Genomic DNA, 17,517 nt, shown 5'->3' on the forward strand with positions numbered 1-17,517 from the left:
CGAATAACCGAAAGTAAAACAGCTTAACAACAAATAAAAAAACGGAGTAGATTTCTCTACTCCGAAAAAAGTCTAACTTTTTGGGGTCACTACAAGACTTCCCATCTTTTTCTACTTTTAAGCTGGTGCATCAGACAACACCCAAGTCAGCTTGGCCGTATATCGTTGTGCTTCAAAACCGTTTTGCGGTACGTGAAGTTTCACATTTTCATTTTGACCATCTTTTCCTTCAAAAACAGCAGCAAATGCCCCAGCACCATGCCTCATTTCAGCAATCATAATATCTTGGACTTCACTATTTAACGTAAAGACGTCACTCGTTAATTGGGGTGCAAGAGATAAAGAATTATTTTTTGTTACCACTTTTCCGCCGCTTAAAATCATTTTAGCACCTCTTAGCGCTTGACCATTTTCTCCAATGAAGGGGGAGATAGACACACCTAATTTCCAACCCATTCCACCACCGCGAGTATCATTAACTTGCACATGCGGCTTCTTATTTAAGGCATAGTAATCTGCATCCCCCTGCTTAACTTCATGTTCTCCAAAGGTAATGTTAGAGGCAAAAGGAATCGTTAAGGCTCCCTTATCCCCTGTCTCTGGATGATCATCATGCGTATCGTCCGGCACAATAGGTTCTGCATCTTCACCTGAACCTGGTTTTAAAGTTAAATCCGTATTGGAAGAAACGGAATGTGACTCAGCAGCTTCTACAAAAACACCCGTTCCCGCCATAGTACAAGTTAACAAGCCGAGTGAGGCCGTAGCCAAGGCCATTTTTTTCATTTTATAATTCCTCCTAAATAATAATTGGTTTAAACTAACCCGTACTGATTTTCGCATGTCGTTCCTGCTTTTTCTAGTTTAAATAATTTCCAAAAATAAGAAGAAAAGTAAAAGTAGCCCTTAACAGCACTCAAGCAAATTAAAAAAGCTAATCTGCACATTTGTACAAACTAGCTTTTTTTACTCATCAATTGGGCCAATAACTGCCGTAGCTGTTCCCAGTTTCGTTCGGTAGGAATATTTTTCATCAACAGTAATGGCGTATCCTTTGTATTTAAATAATAATTCGATACAACTAAGTCAACCTCTTCCGGCTTGGTCTGATAATCATAAAAAGCCAAAACATAAGAATGTCCAAAATAAGCATTAATTTTATTCATCAGCCATAATCGGTGCGTGTGATGCAGATCATCCTGAATTAAAATCTTAATCGGATCCAGATTATTTAACAATAAATCATAATAATCAAGCACATAATAATAATTTAGAAATAACTGTTCCCAGTTTTCAAGTACTTTCCCCAGCTTTTGATCAGCGGCTTTTTTTAACACTTTGCGAAAATATGCCATCTTTTGATAATTTTTTGGTTGTTCAGCTTTGATTTCCTTTACGTAAGATCGGTTAAAAAACAAATCTGTATTGCCAAAAAATAGATAGCTTCTTTCATGAAATGCGACAAAATTAAACAGCAGTTCCGGGTCATTCACTGCCAAATCAAACGAAAATTCCTTTTTCAGAACTTCTTTTAACGTTATTACTGCGCGATAAGACAAGCTCTGACATTTTTCATGAGCGGCCGCATAGCTGTTTTCATACCTTTTGTTGCCGGCTATTATGCCAAAAGAATAAATAATCTGGTAAAGAAAATAGCCTTCTTCTTTGGACAACGATAGCTGAGTTTGTTTGATCCATTGAACTATCAATTCAGCACAAGCGTCGGCATCAATAATCGCCTGATCTTCTTCATTCATGCAAACTGGAGCTACCTGACTTCTTTCTAAAATTATCGCCAGCCAATATGAAAATACCCGGCGCTGTAAATGATCTAAAGTGAGTTGATACACTTTTTCAAAAATAGACAAATAATGCTCGATAGTTTCTAATTGTATATCAAATGGCCAGCTGCCATCACGGTTTGAATTCCAGTAAAAGTAGTAATAAAAACTGCGGATCGCTTTTTCATCTGCCTCCAGCTCCAGCTTAAACGTATGAAAGGTCATTCGATACCGTTTAAAATAATTCACCAATAATTTGGCATATCTAAAAACCGTTGAAACACTTGTAAATTGCGTTTTCGCATACTCCTCTAAATTTTTTTCGGGATTATGATACATAAAATCAATCAAATGATAATTATATGATTTCCTGTAAAAGTGCAGATAAATTGTGTAAATTGGAAAATCTTCCGCTTTTTCAATAGAAAACCGCTGATTGTTGTCATTTACTAAAGTAATTTTTTCAGGATATTCCGTAAGCAGCTGCGTAAGCTCGGAAATATAATTCAAAATTGACTTAGCTGACATATTAAACCTTTTCTGCAGTTCTTCCAATGAGCACCAACGGTTTTCTTCAAGCAGTAAATTCAGCAGCTGGATTTTTTTCTGCGAGGTTTTCGTTAAGAAGGTTTGCATACACTCTCCACTCCAAATCTTATGCCTAACATTCATACAATCCTATTCTTACAAATTAGAGAAATTATATAATTCCTTGATTGTTTCGTCAACAGCGACAAGCTATGAATAACAAAAAAGAGGAGGAATGTGGAGCAATAAGAACCTCAACAATCTGTCCGATCACTTTATACCTACTTATGCATCACTCTCCATTCAATGCAACTGTTGAAACCAGCTCTTGTCAACTCCGCTCGGAAAAGTATAGGTACCATCTTTACGGACAACGGTTTTATTTAACAATAGGACAGCCTGCATAGCTAGCGTCATATCACTTAAGCTATTGCTGAATAACCCATTAGTCCGCTTTGAAAAAGCTTGTAATTTATATAGCTTCCCTTCTAGTTCGTTCATATCCCGCTGCAAATTCTCCGACATCTCTCTTAAATTCTTCTGAAAATCAACTACAATATCCAATACATTCGTCATCAGAGTTGTCCTTGTTTGTGATTTCACAAAGGTACACGTGATATCTACCGATAGCTTCATTTCTTTAATAGCTTTCAACTGCTGCCTTAGATTATCTTCATCTAAATATCCCTCGCTTGAAATCAACGAATCCTCTGCTTTATATGTCTCTAGCTCCTGTTCAATTCCTTCAATTGATGTTGTTAGTCGTGTAATAGCAGGGAGGATGCAGTCACTAAACAAGCCTGCCGCAGCAGTATAAGCTGCTCCTGACAATGTGCGACCATCAACCGCTAAAATGACCTGCCGGCTTCCCTTACTCAATTGATTAACCGCTGCTTTGGCACTCGTTAAATTTTTGGACAGAGCTGCAATCAATTCACTAGATTCAGCACTTGAATAAATTAGTCCCAAGGAATTTCACTCCTTTTTTTGTAAAGTGCTTCCCGCTCATCATCCAATCGATTAATTGCTTTGTTATAAGCGGATTCAAATTGTTCACCTGAATCTCTTAAACTTTGCTGAAAAACCTGCAGATATTCATCATTTTTTTGCATTCTTCGCAAATTCTTTGTATTTCCCTGATTGACTAACTCATCATTTAACACAGACACTTGCTGGAAGCCTCGCTGAAGATCACTCTCCAATTCTAAAATAGCACTCTTTATTTTTCGTCGTTCATTCACTAATTCATCTTGTTGATTTTCTATCTGTAAAACTTCCTGGTTACACATTCTTTGTTGCTGCTCATACGATAATTGATTCAACTCATTCACATCCTTTAAATTGAAACTGGCTATCCTTAAAAGCCATTAATTCCGCAATTTCAGGGAACTTATTGCTTTGTTCCTGAACACAATGAATGAATTGAGATAAGTCAGAAAGAAGCTGATTATTCACCTCAACACCTATTTCAATACTAGCGATCGTACTTTTTTCTAAAGTAACTTGCTGCCCCTTAGAAATTACGACAGCATTAACCCCGACCACTGCAGAATTTGCTGCTGAAATACTTGAAGCAATTTTTTCCATCCTATTTACCCCTTTTCAGTACAAACAAACTTGTATGCGTATATATTATATCAAATAATTTTCTTATTGTAATATAAATTTTAAAAAGTAGAATAATTTCTGTCAAATAATATTTTTTTTATAAATTACGAACTTTTTACTAACTTTCGCAACTACTATAAAATATTTCAGGCGTTTAATTTGTTTTTCTACTAGAAAAAGATACCTCCCAAAAGATTTGGAAAGTATCTTTTAATAGTGTACCAAAACTAAAACGCTTTTCTCTTTTTCGTCTGTTCAGTTATCAGTAATTCCACCACCATCTATAATGAGTTACATACTTATAATTCCACCATTTATTACCTAAGCTTCCATAACTTCTAGACTTTAAATACTTATTGCTCGCAACATTCTTGTACAGATAATTGAAAGAAGTATAACTAGACCAAGGATTATTCCAAGCATTATAAGTATCGTTCCTAGCAATGACCGTCTTTGCTTCTGAAATAGAATGATGTGTAGGAATACATAAAATTGTTATTCCAAAAAACAATCCTGTTGATACCAAAACTATCTTTTTTAATTTACTCATTTCTATTCCTCCTATTCTATAAGCCAACTATAAATCTTTTCTTCTTAAAAGTCAATTTTTTCTTACTAAATTTATTATTAAAAGTGTTAAAAATGAAACTGAAAGAAAGATAAATGCATTTCCAACGTTAAAATGTAGATTATGATACTTTACCGCCTGAGCATTTGTGGTAATGGCAACCGGGTTCAAATAGCTAAATACATTGAAATGAATAATCGAATCGATTTTTTTCATCCCGGAAGGAATCATTTGCGAGCCAACCCCAGCAAAAAGAAAAGCAATTAAGACAATTGATTCCTTTTTTATTAGAGAGTACATTAAATACAGCAGAGTAATCATAAATAAACCCACCAAAATAGATAATAGAATTGTTTCTAATAAGATTTGTTGAATAGGAACCAACGTAAAGCCATCTATTTTCTGTATCACTATCGGAAATTTAGGGCTACCTATACCATTTAAACATCCTGAAATACCAAAAATCAGCCCAGTACTTACAAATAAGCTGATGAATGAAACGCCAATTAATACGAATAGCTTTATACATTTTATGCGTCTAGCTGTAATTGGTTCGAGCAATTTAAAATTAAAATTGTTTTTATAATCTAAAGAATACTGGTGTGAAACCAACATAGCCAGTAAAAAAATATATATAATTGGCATGATAATGGATAAATATCTAAAGGTATTAACAAATCCTTCTGCATTAGCTTCTTGGCTTTTAGGAAACACGTCATTTTTTATAAAGTAGCTAAAAAGGGCACTATCAATATCCAATTCCAGCAACATCCTTGATTTATCTAGACCTTCCGATAGTTCAGCGTCTGAATGAAATAAATCATTTTTCGTTTTTTCTATATCTTTGATTTCCATTGCAAAAGCTTTTTTCCAATTCCCATTATTTATGTAGCTTTCTTTTTTTCGGGCATTACTTAACAAGGCTTCTAATTCTTTGAAAAAAGGATCATCCTGCTTATTTTCCTTCACCATAGTTTCCCGATCTTTTGAATACATCTCCACATAAGTGGTAAATCTTTCAGAATAGCTGTCTGTATTAGCTGTAGGTCTCGTATAATAAGATAATGCTAAAACAACAAAAATTAATATACCTATAAAAAGTTTAAATCTTACATCTCTCACAACCTCAATAACGGTAAATTTATACATGTTATTTTCCACCTCTCTTAATATTTTCTACCTCCATATAGACTGTCTCTATACTATTCGTTTTACAAAAATAGACATTCTTCTCTTTAATAAAAATCATTTCTTCTGTTAATTCTTCTAATTGAGGGACTAAGTGAGAAGCCAGCAGAATTGTACGACCATTCTCTTTTTCTGTTTCCAATAAGCGTTGAAAACTTTTTATCGTTTCATAATCCAAGCCATTGAATGGTTCGTCAAGGAACCAAATAGGTGCATCACTGATATAATACATTGCCAAGATAAGCTTTTGTTTCATTCCTAAAGAACATTTTCTTAATTGCTTGTTAAAAAACGACTGCATAGCAAAAATCTCAATCGCTTGTTTTATCCTGACTTGATCTACCTTCCACATATTTTTTATATGTTCCAAATATATATAAGCGGTCAGTGATTCATTGAGAAATCCTTCAAATTCATAATAAAAGAATTGCTTTTTATAAGAAACGGTTCCAGGCTTTTCCCCATTCAGCTTAATCCTACCGTTACTTTTATATATTCCTGATAATGTTCTGAAAAAGGTCGTTTTGCCAGCTCCATTTAACCCAAACAAACCATATACTCCACTTTTCGGTATTATTAGGGAAAATTTTTCTAAAATCGGCATTCCTGACAACCATACTTCTAGATCCTGTAGCTCAATCATAATAGCCTCCTAAATAAACAGATATATTTATTATACAGCAAAACAAACTTTTTATTTTAAATAAATTACTAAAATACTTAAACTCAACGTATTTAGCTTGTATTGGTTATTATTTCCGCGTTAACTATAAAATTAAAAATGATTCGAACTGCTAGAAACTATAATTTTCGGGTCAAAAAAACGAATAAAAAGAAACTGGAGTCAACCTCCTTCTTTTTATTCGTTATGCTTATTAAAATTATTCAGCTCTTTAAAAATACAGATGAACTGTTACACATTGATTTTTATAAATCCGTCACTACAACGTAATAGACCTTCACAGGACCATGTAATCCAACTACCAACTGCATTTCAATATCTCCAGAGTTTGAGGGTCCTGAAATAAAATGAATAGCTGAGCCGACTTTTTCTCCTCGTTCAATTTTTTCTGAATAAAATGCCGCTGCCTGAGTAGAACGTGGAACCAGCTTACTCATTGGAATAATAGAAATGTAATGCTTCGGCAGAAAGTGAAGAGAACGTCCTTGACCTGCCGAAGTTTCAACAACAATTGTTCCAGATTCGGCTAATAAAAATTCCGCAAATGCGATAGATACATTGGCTTGTTCAGCAGCTTGAATATTTTCATCTCGGTACTCATTCCCCGGTTTCCAGTAAGTGATGGTAGTATCCTCGCTTGCCAATTCGGTTTCTATAAATTCTGTTAAACCGCACGCTGCAAATCGATCATCTGTAGGCAACAACAGCTTTCCGCCTCCTGATGCTTTTATTAATGAAAGTAAGGTATCCGCCAAGTCCTTAGCTGTTGTTTCAAATAGCTGCGTATGGATTTTAGGAACGCGCGCTTTTACTATTTCCAGCAGCTCTTCTTTACTTTTATCCGCTAGTTGCTCTTGAGGAAGCTGATTGATCGGTACAAAAGGGTGCTCACTAACCGGACGTCGCGGTACTCCTAGTTTTTCGGATAAATTAGTTAAAAAGCTTTCTCTGTTTTGGATCTTTCCAGTAGTCATTTTTCTTCACCTGCTTTGTGTTTTTTATACCAGCTTCGAAAGTTTTCAGATGATTTAGGTGGCCGAGGAAGATCGCGAACATCCGTCCAGCCCTTCATCATAGCTGGCCCCTTATCAATATAACCGCCATATTGGTACATGTTCTCTACGGTAATCTCTTTATTTTTACTCAACATTCCTAATCCTGCATGATCCACTGACAATGCCATTTTGAAAAGTGTCGGCGAAGAGGTCCCTTTACCAATCACTTTCATTTGAACATCTTCAAACCCATGCTTCATTTTTAAATCATCCGTCATCACTTTTCTGTGTTCGATTAAAAGCTCATGCAAAGGAATTTTCACCGGACAAGTTTCTGTACAAGCGCCACACAAACTTGAGGCATAAGGCAATTCGCCAAATTGCTTGTAGCCGCCCAAAATAGGAGACAAAACGGCGCCAATTGGTCCCGGATAAATAGAACCGTAGCCATGACCACCGATGTGACGATAGACAGGACAAACATTTAAGCAGGAACCACAACGAATGCATTGAAGTACAGGCTGAAAAGCTGTGCCAAGTGCATTTGAACGACCATTATCTAAAATAATCACATGAAAATCCTCAGGACCGTCGGATTCATCTTCTGCTTTAATGCCAGCAAATGTTACATAGGTCGTCAAGCTTTGCCCAACTGCGCTTCTAGCTAACAAATTGTCAAGGACTTCCGCTTCTTTCATTGTCGGAACAATTCGTTCCATCCCCATCAATACGATTTGTGTTTTCGGTACACTAATCGTCAGATCTGCATTGCCCTCATTTGTATTTAAATTGACCATTCCTGTGTCTGCAACAGCAAAATTACAGCCTGTAATGCCGATCTCAGCTTCTAAGAAAAATTTTCTCATGACTTCACGAGCACATTTGGCCAGATTTTCTGGTTCATTATCCCCTTTATAGCCTAGTTTTTTCTCAAAAACCTGTCGGATCTGTTCACGATTTTTGTGAATACTTGGAAACACAATATGAGAAGGTTCATCCCAATCATCCATTTGCAAAATAAATTCGGCTAAATCCGTCTCCATAACGCTCACGTCTTCTAATCCCAAAAGCATTGGATCAATATCCACTTCTGTTGTGACCATTGATTTTGATTTTACGACTTTTTTCGCCTGTTTTTGTAAGACAATCTGCTTTACATAGTCATTGGCTTCTTCGGCTGTTTGAGCAAAAAAGACATGTCCTCCTTGCTTCGCTACATTATCACTAAACTGTTCCAGATAATCTGGCAGATAGGCAATGGTATGTTGCCGAATTTGTTCACCTAGTTCCCTCCACTGAGACCAATTTCCCAGCTCTGCTCTAGCCCCTTCCCGCTTCAACCATTGATCGTCCTGAGCCTTAGCCACAGCTTTTTGCATAAAGGTATCTTTTTTACTATCTTCAATTCGTTCACTAAATGTTTTTGTACTTGTTGATAATCCCATTTTCTTACCTCCTACGAAACAGTTGCGATGTTAGTCTGTGCCACTCTACTTAAATCAACATCGTTATTTAATACTTCAGCGATATGCATGATCTTAATTTTTTTGCCTTCTCGATTAAATTTCCCACCGATATTCATCAAACAGCCCATATCTGCACTAATTAAGATTTCTGCCTTCGTATCAATAACATCATTCATTTTTTCAGTAACCATTTCCTCAGAGATAGCAGGCATTTTTACTGAAAAAGTGCCGCCAAAGCCACAGCAATTTTCAATATGCTGTAATGGGATTAGCTCCAATCCTTTTACCTGTGCCAATAATTTAAAAGGGGCTTCTCGTTCTTTTAAGATACGTGTCATATGACAGGAACGGTGGTAGGTAGCTTTAGCCGGCAATGTAGCTCCAACATCAGTCAACCCCAATACACGATAAATAAATTGGCTAAATTCATAGGTTTTTTCAGCTAAAGCAATCGCCTTTGGTCCGTAAATTGGATCATCCTTCAAAAATTCAGGATACTCTCTTAACATCCCTGCACAGGAGCCAGCCGGAGCGACTACATATTCCGCACCTTCAAAGCTGTCTATTTGATTTTTCAACGTGGCATAGCTTGCTTTTTCATAGCCGCTGTTGTAGGTCGGCTGACCGCAACAAATCTGCTTGTCCGGAAGCTCTGTTTCACATCCTAAACGTTCCAGCACTTCCACCATTGCAGCGCCGACATTAGGAAACATTAAATCAACCACACATGTAGAAAAGATACTAACCTTCACAAAAAAACCTCCTCGCACCTTTGTACGAGAAGATTCTTGATCACCAGATGTAAATTATCGGTTCTGCTATGTGACGACTATTTGCAAAAGAGATGATCCTGTAGTGATAGAAAGGTTCATACAAATGCGCTTTTTGTAATAATTATTATTATAAAATAATTTTAACACGCATCTCTTGCATTTGAAAGTAATTTTCCATACATAATTAAACGAACGATCCTTTTGTTGCACTTTTATGCTTTGCTAATTTTTATGCTTAGAAAAGACCTTTCTATTTATCGCTTACTTGTCTTTTCTTAACTATTATAAGAATCACACCTAGTAATAAGCAACCCAACACTGCTAATACTCCGCTGATTTCATCCCCAGCCTTTGGTAATATTTCATTCAGTACTTTTTTATTGACTGGTATCGGCTGTTTTTTCACAGGCTGACTAGATGGAGAAACGAACTCGTTGGTAAAGGTAGGCACCGCTGTGTTATTTTGGTAATTTACGGTTGCTTTGAGCTGTCCTGCCTTTTCAGTAACCGTTACTGTCACTTCGTACTTCGTTTTATCATAGGTCACACCTGTTACTTTTTTCTCTGGAATGACTTCTGACATAGTGTATTTGTACACTCCCGCTTTTGTATAGTGCAACGGATCAAAATCAATAGCTCCATCTGCGGCATTCTTCTTCGTCTGCTTTGTGTTATTCCCTATTCCAACTAACTCAAAGCTAAATTCATCTGCCAGCAGCTTGCGACCCGTCAACACTTTTTTAGCCTGCAACTTAATATCTGCTGGTCGAACTTGTTTTTCTGGATTATAAACGTTGGTAAAGTTCGGCTCTTTCCCTTGCTGATAGTCAACCTTCGCTTCCAGCTGTCCGTCATTTTCAGTAACTGTTACCGTTACTTCATAGACTGTTTCATCATACGTCATACCTGCTTCCGGTGTTGTCGGTGTTGCTTCAGAAAGCTTGTAAGTGTGCACTCCCGGCGCGTCATAGGTTATAGGATCAAAGGTAATTGTGCCGTCTGCGGCGTTTCTCTTTGTTTGGAGGGTCTGGTCTTGACTATCTTTCAAATTAAAACTAAATTCGTCCGCCTGCAGCTTACGACCGGTCAGAATTTTTTCCGCTGCTATTACTGCAGAGGTTGTTTTAGTTTCCTGCTTTTTATTTTCCAAAGTGAACGTGTACTCACTGCTTTCATTAGAAAGCGTAAAGTCGTACTGACTGTTGTCCAGCAAATAGCCGTCTGGCGCTTGATTTTCAATCAATGAATACTCTCCATAGCATAAATTGGAAATTTGTTCAACCGGCTGCCCTGCTTGAAGAATCTGATCCCCGCGAACTTCAATATCACTCAACAATAATGTTAATTCACCAGAATCACTTCGATGATAAAGATTGAAAAACGCAGAGCCATTGGTAATTAATTGATTGTCCTCATCCACCTTACGGAATTTCAGTACGCCGTTTTTACCACTTGAGGTTCCTTCGCCATCTGTTGATTTAACCGTCACCTGCGATTGAGTTGTATGATACTCTAGCCCTTTACCTGAAAGTGTAGCCCGATTCGAAATCGTTTCATTATTCAAAACACCCGGATCAATCGCCGTACGATATTCTACAATATACGGAGAATTAATTTCAGCACCTAAATCAATGGTCAAGGTTTGCTCGCCCTTAACAAAATCCATGGAAACGGTCGGTCGATTTTCCTCTGTAAAGACCAGAGCCGGTCCGTCCTTTTCAAAATGAGTACCATCTGTCGTTTTTGCAGGATAAACACTCACAACCACTTGGCCCTGCTCATCATAAACAAATGACTGCTCATTAATTTTCACAGTATCCACGACTTTCGGGTCAATCATTCGATGCGCATCTTTGTTTAACACAATAGACCAGTCAACTAAGCGATAATCATCTCCTGTTCCTTGCTTGCCGGATTTATCAATCCATCGGTCAGAATCACTTTTTTCAACTGTTGCTGCCACTTCAAGCGGTTCTTGATCCGGCATCGTCAGAGTTGCTCGATTAGTATAATCTGCTTGTTCATCCGCCGCTTTAGCGGAAACAAAGACTGCCAGTACCTTATTGGTTGCTTTCAATAACGTAATTTTCGGGACACCATTATCCATTTCATACGTATAATCTTGGCCTGCAATCCATTTTTCGCCTAATTGACCGACCTGCACTCTAGAAGAATGAAGTTCGGCATCGTAAATAGTTACTTCTTTAAGCGTTTGACCATCACCTAAAAAGTCTTGAATCACGGAATTTTTAGGGATGTTACTTTGCCAAGTATTGAAAACAACAGACCAATAGGTACTATTTTCAGCAGCAGTTTGTTCTTCAAAAGGATTAGCATGTGAAAAAGCTCCTGCCACTGGCTCGTCTTTTTTGAGATACTTGCCGTATTTCACCCCATTTTTTGCATAATCAACAGGTACCCAGGTTGCTGTTTGCGTTCCATCCGTATGTTTTTTATCATCACTGCCGACATAAGTAACCACAGTGCTATTATCAAAGCGGAGTACAACACCATTACTCGCTGGCGGCTGATTTTCTAAATTATATTTCGTTTTATACGTTAAGGTAAGCTCCGCTTGCGTTGTTGCATAGCTACCGATTAAACGGATTACAAATCCCGTTAAGTATTCATCATCACCTGCTAATTTTTCCAGTAGATAATCCTGTCCTTGAACTAACGTCGCCGTTACTCCTTCACTATTGGCAACAAGTACAAGCGAATCTTCCATTAGTTGCAGTGCGCTTTTATTGGCTCCCGCCAAATTTTCAAATTTATCCGTGATAACTGTATTCTTCATTAACACACGTTTAGAATTGACGGTCACTTCCCAATCAATGGTATTATTGGCATAATCCTTACTAACTGCTTTTTTCCCAACACCTACCGATTGATCCACATCCGTTTTAACTGTCGAGCTGGTTTCTTCCCGTGTACTGCCGTCAATAAACAACGCTTGATTTAAGTAATCCCGTCCCAGCGGTGCCGGCACATCAAAGGACTGCGTGGAATAGAAAATTTTATAAACACCTGCGTGTTTAAACTTCAATGTAAAATGAACATATTCACCATTTTTTTGTTGGAAATCTCCCTCTGTTGAAGAAATCGACCAATCACTGGCTGGTACTGGATTCCCTGCTTCGTCCTGTACCTGCAAGGTATTTTGGAGCAAGTAATGATGTGCAGAATCTGCACTGCCCCAACGATTATACATCCAATCTTTCAGCTCACCATTTTCTTGCGTAAACGTTGCTTTTAATTCCCAGGTAATCACGCCTGTATTTACATCCACACTGGTATGGTGCTTGTAGTTATCCAAGTTGTCATAATCCACACTGGCTTCTGCAGCATTTTCGATAAAGTTATCTCCGGTAATCGTGGCTCTATTGTAAAAACTAGTCTTCATTTGATCCACAATGTTGGTATGCAGCACGATTTTAATTGGCTGATTCAGCACACCAGAGGTCGGCGTTGCAACGTAGCTGCCATCACTTTCAATCCAGCCAGATAAAAAGTTTGCCGGCGCAGCCACCCACTCCTGATTTTCATTTAATACATAAGTTGAAGTGTACCAGCTTGTTAAGCCTTCAGGTATAAAGTCACGAATATACGGACGCTTTAATTCCCGACCAGATTCATTGATTAATAAGGTCCACGTCACCACATTGTTTTTTTCCAGCATTCCCTGTTTACTGATTTCCGCTTTTAAGATGGGAATCTTGATTGTAATACTTTCACTATCTTCATTTTCAATCCCCGTCACAATTTCTACGACTTCTTCTTCAGTTACAATATTTAATTCCGTTCGCAAGTCAATCGTTCCCTGACGTTGACTCAAATTTTGAGCATTTTCATTAAACGTCACAACCAATTTCCCATCAAAACCTAATGTAAATGCACCTAAAACTGCACCAGAACTATTTACTAACTCCTCTGAAACCGGATTATGAACTGAAAAATACTCAGGCAACTGGTACGTATAATAATCACCTGCTAAAATTTCCTCATCATCCAATAACGACCAGTCAAAATGAATTTTGATATTCGCATTTTGGGTAGCCGGATACGTATCAGAAAATTCCTGATCGTTAAAATCCGTCACTTTCATTCCGTTAAATAATTTCACCCCGCGAGTATTTAAATTCGGTTCATGCGCGCGCGGACTTTTCTCCGGAAGAGCAGTCTCCAACGGTTCTACCATACTAGCACTGGTTTCATCAGAAAAATACAGCTGTTTAACAATGCCATTGCCAAAATCAAGTATATCCTCCGATTGATTGACAGCCGTCGGATAAGCTTTGAGCAACACCGAGCCATGATAACGCACAATACTAGCAAAATCCGATACTTGTCCTATTTCATCAAGCACATAATTTTGCTTAAACGTAACTATCAACTGCTGATTCGCCACTTGATAACTGCCTACCTGATCAATGGTTCCTGATTGTTCTTCATACGTTAGATTTTTCGGAAGCGCCATAGCGATCTGAGTACCTTCTTCAATCAACTGACCGTCCTTCATCGTCCAATTAAGCCCTACATTCAGGGAAGCGTCTTTGGCTAATCGATTGTCAGAACTAATCTGACGGCCCTGCTCATCTGTCAATTCTACTGATTCAACCGCAAGGATTGAATCCTCCGCCGTTTCTGCCAATGCTGCTAATGGTAAGGTTCCTATAAAAACACTCAAAATAAATAGAATCGAGCAAACTTTTTTTAGTATCATTATCCTTCACTCCTTCTTTCTGAATGACCATTGCCTATTCCTATCTACCCAGAGTATAGTTCAATAATGTAGAACCAACACGACAATATCCGTTCAAAAAAGGAGATTTTTTGGCTAATAAAAGTGAAGAAAATCTTTCTTTTGTTTGCGTTTTTCTTTTAGAACTTTTTGTTAGAAGCATCAAAAAAACGTTCCGCAAACTCAATTACGAAACGTTTTGATTTAGTTTGATGGCAGCTAATACTTTAAGAATTCTCCAACTACGTTATATTCATACGTCAATAATTTCGCAATGGTCCCAGCTGGAGTTGTGACACTGTATAGAATTTCTTAAAATAAGTTGAACTACTCTGATAAAAATTTCTCCGCATAATCTTTATAACTTGGTTGCTCTTTAGTATTCATAGCATAGATTAGCGTTCCACTTAAATAATCATCACTATTTACTTTCAACAATAAAGCTAGTGCAGAATTTCCTTTTTCCGGAAAGATTACGGAATATTTTTCGTTATCAATCGTTAATCCATAATACTTAACGCCATTTGATGTTCCTACAGCATTTTGCTTGTAGTCCAAGTTTTCATTTTCATTGTCATTTGAAATAGTTATTTCTTTATCTTTAATTTTTATTGAATAGACTTTAGCATTTGCATCTTCGGCTTTCCAAGTTTTTTGAATCTCCTTTGACCCGGAACAACCTGTCATAATAAGAGTGATACAAGCTATAATAAAAATTTTATACTTATTTTTCATATCAAAACCTCATTCTATAAATTTTGGATTGTACTTACTTTTTAATTGTTTATTCAACGTATACTCATAATTAACCTCTTTTGTTTTGTACGCAACTTCATTTGGTGAATAGTACACATTATCGTAATAAACCGCAAAGAGGAATGCCAAGATTTGATAATGTTTATTTAATGTATTTATTGTGTACGTGCTCTTGTTATCGTAGGATACATTGTCTTTTTCAATCAGGCCTACTTGAATGTCCTTAGAGTCATACATTGGGATTTTTAAACCTTTTTTCCTAGTCCTATTGCATAGAAATAATACGTTTCATCATTGTAATTCAATTCAAAAAGAGTATAGCCAAACAACCATTTTGTTCTTCTTTCACATAATAAGCCTATTAATACATTGTATATCTGAAAAGGGAGTAATTTTACATTTTTAGAATAATTGAACCGGCTCAACGCGTCTTTAATAATAGAAAATTGTAATTTTAAATTTTTATTTGCTATCGAAACATTGATCTGTGTCCTCAAGTTTATTGGGATTTTAGTCGTACCTATAATTTATTTGCTTCTGTTAGTTCATATCTTTTTCCAAAATTAGCTTTTGTTTGAATAAGTCTATTTGTTATCATTGGATTAAAAAATACCCTTTTTTTTATTTTACAATTAAATCAGTTGGTAATTTATATTTCAGTTTATTCATCATACTTGCCTTCTTTCATTTGCTTTTTTAGAATTCTGAATGCTTTTTGTTGGATAAGTGGATGAACAGAGTAATGTAAGAGTCCTATTCCAAAACAGAATAAAATTAATTCTACTACAATTTTTGTAGAGATATTCTCCATAGAAAAAGAAAGTAATAGAAAAATTATATATCCTATGAAAAATAACCTCTCTATCCATGCTAAAGGAATCAAATTTTTGGAATTTTTAAGAACTTTTTTCACTTCTTCTTTTTTGAACTCTCTTTTTACAATTGATCCCTTTGATTTTTCTACTAGAAAGCTTGCTAAAATTTTGCCTAAGAACCAACTAACTCCGGAAATACAAATAACTGTTAAATAGATTGGCACAAAAGAAATAAAATTAAATTGCTTAGCTAGCAATGGAATTAACAGTATCCCCCCTACCATACTAGTTATCCACGTGTTAGATTTAGAATAACTCCTACTTGCTTTTTCAGTAAAAAGTCCTATGAATTCTTGAATAAATAATTCACGTGTTGACAGATCGAAATAAATAGATTTGTCAGAATCAATCTTTAATAATGGCGCTACTTTATTTTTCAATCAAATGCTCCTCCTAATGACTTACCAACGTTAGAAAACCATTTCCCCATATCTTCTTTGACATTGTTAATATTCTTTGATACTTCTTTCACCTTTTTTTCTATGCTTTTTTTTGCTTGACCCGACTCTACCCAATCATATATTCCAGAAACGGCCACTCCGATTCCCATTCCTACTGCTGCACCTACTACTGTTCCAACTATAGGAACGGGAATGGCTGTTCCTAGCCATGCACCAATCTGACTACCAACAGCTGCTCCTCCTGATTGAATTATTGTATGAGCTGCTGTATTTTTTAAAGCTCTCGCTTCGTCATTATATTTCTCCATTTGATCATTGTAGTCAAAGGCTGCTCCGATAACTGTGGTACTAATCCCATTATTAATATCATTTATCCGCTTCTTCACATCCGGATCATCCACCCCATACTTCGCAATCATTTCTGACGGCGTCATCGAGTTCAGATCTTTTTCTTTGATCTTCCGCTGCTTTTCTTCTGCTTCTGTCACATTCTTATGAAAAGCTTGTACATTCTCTGCTAATGCAGTGCTATTCGCAAACGCGAGAAACCGTGGATCTGTATAGCTTAAGCCTCCGACTTTCTGGGCTGATTTAATCTGTGTGCCTAAAGACTGAATCATATCTTCATTAGCCGAGTTTCCTTGCTTACTATCAAACTGGTTAACTTTTTTTATGATTTCTTCCGCATATTTCTTCGTTGCGTCCGCTACCTGATTAAAGTCACTTTTCGAAGCAGATAATGAAATTAAATCAGAAATACTACTATACACTGTCTGGAAACTTTTCACTTGCTCTTGATAAGTTTGCTTCATTTTATCAATATCTGATTTTGCTTTGATCAGGACTTCTTCACTAAGGACCGCTGAATCTGATGATTCCCCTGTCGTTCCTTTAAAATCCTGATATGCTTGGCGCAGTTCCATCTCCATTGCTGAATAACTACTTTTTAACCCAACAATTACGGCGTTCTGGTTGTTATTAATATCTGCTGCTATAGCCTGGCCTACCTGACCGTACATTGCGTTACTGTTAATTATACCATTCAAATAGTTTTGTATTCAATTATATTTGCGATTCACTACTAAGCTCTTAAATTCTATTTTTAATACACTTATAGATAACTAAAAAGATATGAGAATACTACTCACTTTTAAG

At 36.7% G+C, this 17,517-nt stretch carries 15 protein-coding genes; all 15 read right to left on the minus strand.

The genetic code is table 11. The annotated features are described in order from the left end of the window. Window positions 1-117: 117 nt before the first annotated feature. On the minus strand, window positions 118-786 hold the full coding sequence (locus ABH902_RS14545) for a WxL domain-containing protein (protein WP_404591929.1): 669 nt from the start codon (window positions 784-786) through the stop codon (window positions 118-120). A 170-nt stretch (window positions 787-956) separates the two neighbouring features. Beyond that, window positions 957-2,417 carry a helix-turn-helix domain-containing protein gene (locus tag ABH902_RS14550; protein WP_404591931.1) on the minus strand — a complete coding sequence of 487 codons (1,461 nt, stop codon included), beginning with the start codon at window positions 2,415-2,417 and terminating at the stop codon, window positions 957-959. Window positions 2,418-2,612: 195 nt separating this feature from the next. After that, entirely contained in the window at window positions 2,613-3,278 is a 666-nt protein-coding gene (locus ABH902_RS14555; protein ID WP_404591933.1) for a T7SS effector LXG polymorphic toxin, read from the minus strand. Continuing rightward, window positions 3,269-3,631, minus strand: coding sequence for a hypothetical protein (locus ABH902_RS14560; protein ID WP_404591935.1), 363 nt, complete (start codon window positions 3,629-3,631; stop codon window positions 3,269-3,271). The genes ABH902_RS14555 and ABH902_RS14560 overlap by 10 nt, the downstream gene beginning before the upstream one ends. A gap of 1 nt (window position 3,632) precedes the next feature. Next, window positions 3,633-3,896: a hypothetical protein gene (locus tag ABH902_RS14565; RefSeq protein ID WP_404591937.1), complete on the minus strand. Its 264-nt coding sequence runs from the start codon at window positions 3,894-3,896 to the stop codon at window positions 3,633-3,635. 283 nt (window positions 3,897-4,179) lie between these two features. Beyond that, a complete protein-coding gene (locus tag ABH902_RS14570) occupies window positions 4,180-4,467 on the minus strand; it encodes a hypothetical protein (protein WP_404591939.1) in 288 nt (95 codons plus the stop codon). 51 nt (window positions 4,468-4,518) lie between these two features. Continuing rightward, window positions 4,519-5,634, minus strand: coding sequence for a hypothetical protein (locus ABH902_RS14575; protein WP_404591941.1), 1,116 nt, complete (start codon window positions 5,632-5,634; stop codon window positions 4,519-4,521). Window position 5,635: 1 nt separating this feature from the next. Beyond that, window positions 5,636-6,316, minus strand: coding sequence for an ATP-binding cassette domain-containing protein (locus ABH902_RS14580; protein ID WP_404591943.1), 681 nt, complete (start codon window positions 6,314-6,316; stop codon window positions 5,636-5,638). A gap of 284 nt (window positions 6,317-6,600) precedes the next feature. Further along, window positions 6,601-7,329 (minus strand): lactate utilization protein C, encoded by a 729-nt coding sequence (locus ABH902_RS14585; RefSeq protein WP_404591945.1) that lies wholly within the window; start codon window positions 7,327-7,329, stop codon window positions 6,601-6,603. Further along, window positions 7,326-8,795, minus strand: coding sequence for a LutB/LldF family L-lactate oxidation iron-sulfur protein (locus tag ABH902_RS14590; RefSeq protein ID WP_404591947.1), 1,470 nt, complete (start codon window positions 8,793-8,795; stop codon window positions 7,326-7,328). Before ABH902_RS14590 ends, ABH902_RS14585 begins: the two co-directional genes overlap by 4 nt. Window positions 8,796-8,806: 11 nt before the next feature. Then, window positions 8,807-9,568, minus strand: a complete 762-nt coding sequence (locus ABH902_RS14595; protein ID WP_404591949.1) for a (Fe-S)-binding protein — start codon at window positions 9,566-9,568, stop codon at window positions 8,807-8,809. Between the two features lie 271 nt (window positions 9,569-9,839). Next, window positions 9,840-14,312, minus strand: coding sequence for a Spy0128 family protein (locus tag ABH902_RS14600; protein WP_404591951.1), 4,473 nt, complete (start codon window positions 14,310-14,312; stop codon window positions 9,840-9,842). A 345-nt stretch (window positions 14,313-14,657) separates the two neighbouring features. Continuing rightward, complete coding sequence (locus ABH902_RS14605; protein ID WP_404591953.1) at window positions 14,658-15,065, minus strand: hypothetical protein; 408 nt, start codon at window positions 15,063-15,065, stop codon at window positions 14,658-14,660. A gap of 682 nt (window positions 15,066-15,747) precedes the next feature. Next, window positions 15,748-16,341 (minus strand): hypothetical protein, encoded by a 594-nt coding sequence (locus ABH902_RS14610; protein WP_404591955.1) that lies wholly within the window; start codon window positions 16,339-16,341, stop codon window positions 15,748-15,750. Continuing rightward, window positions 16,338-17,408 (minus strand): T7SS effector LXG polymorphic toxin, encoded by a 1,071-nt coding sequence (locus tag ABH902_RS14615; RefSeq protein ID WP_404591957.1) that lies wholly within the window; start codon window positions 17,406-17,408, stop codon window positions 16,338-16,340. Before ABH902_RS14615 ends, ABH902_RS14610 begins: the two co-directional genes overlap by 4 nt. Between the last annotated feature and the right edge of the window lie 109 nt (window positions 17,409-17,517).

This window comes from Enterococcus sp. UD-01 (assembly GCF_044909655.1).
GTDB lineage: Bacteria > Bacillota > Bacilli > Lactobacillales > Enterococcaceae > Enterococcus_L.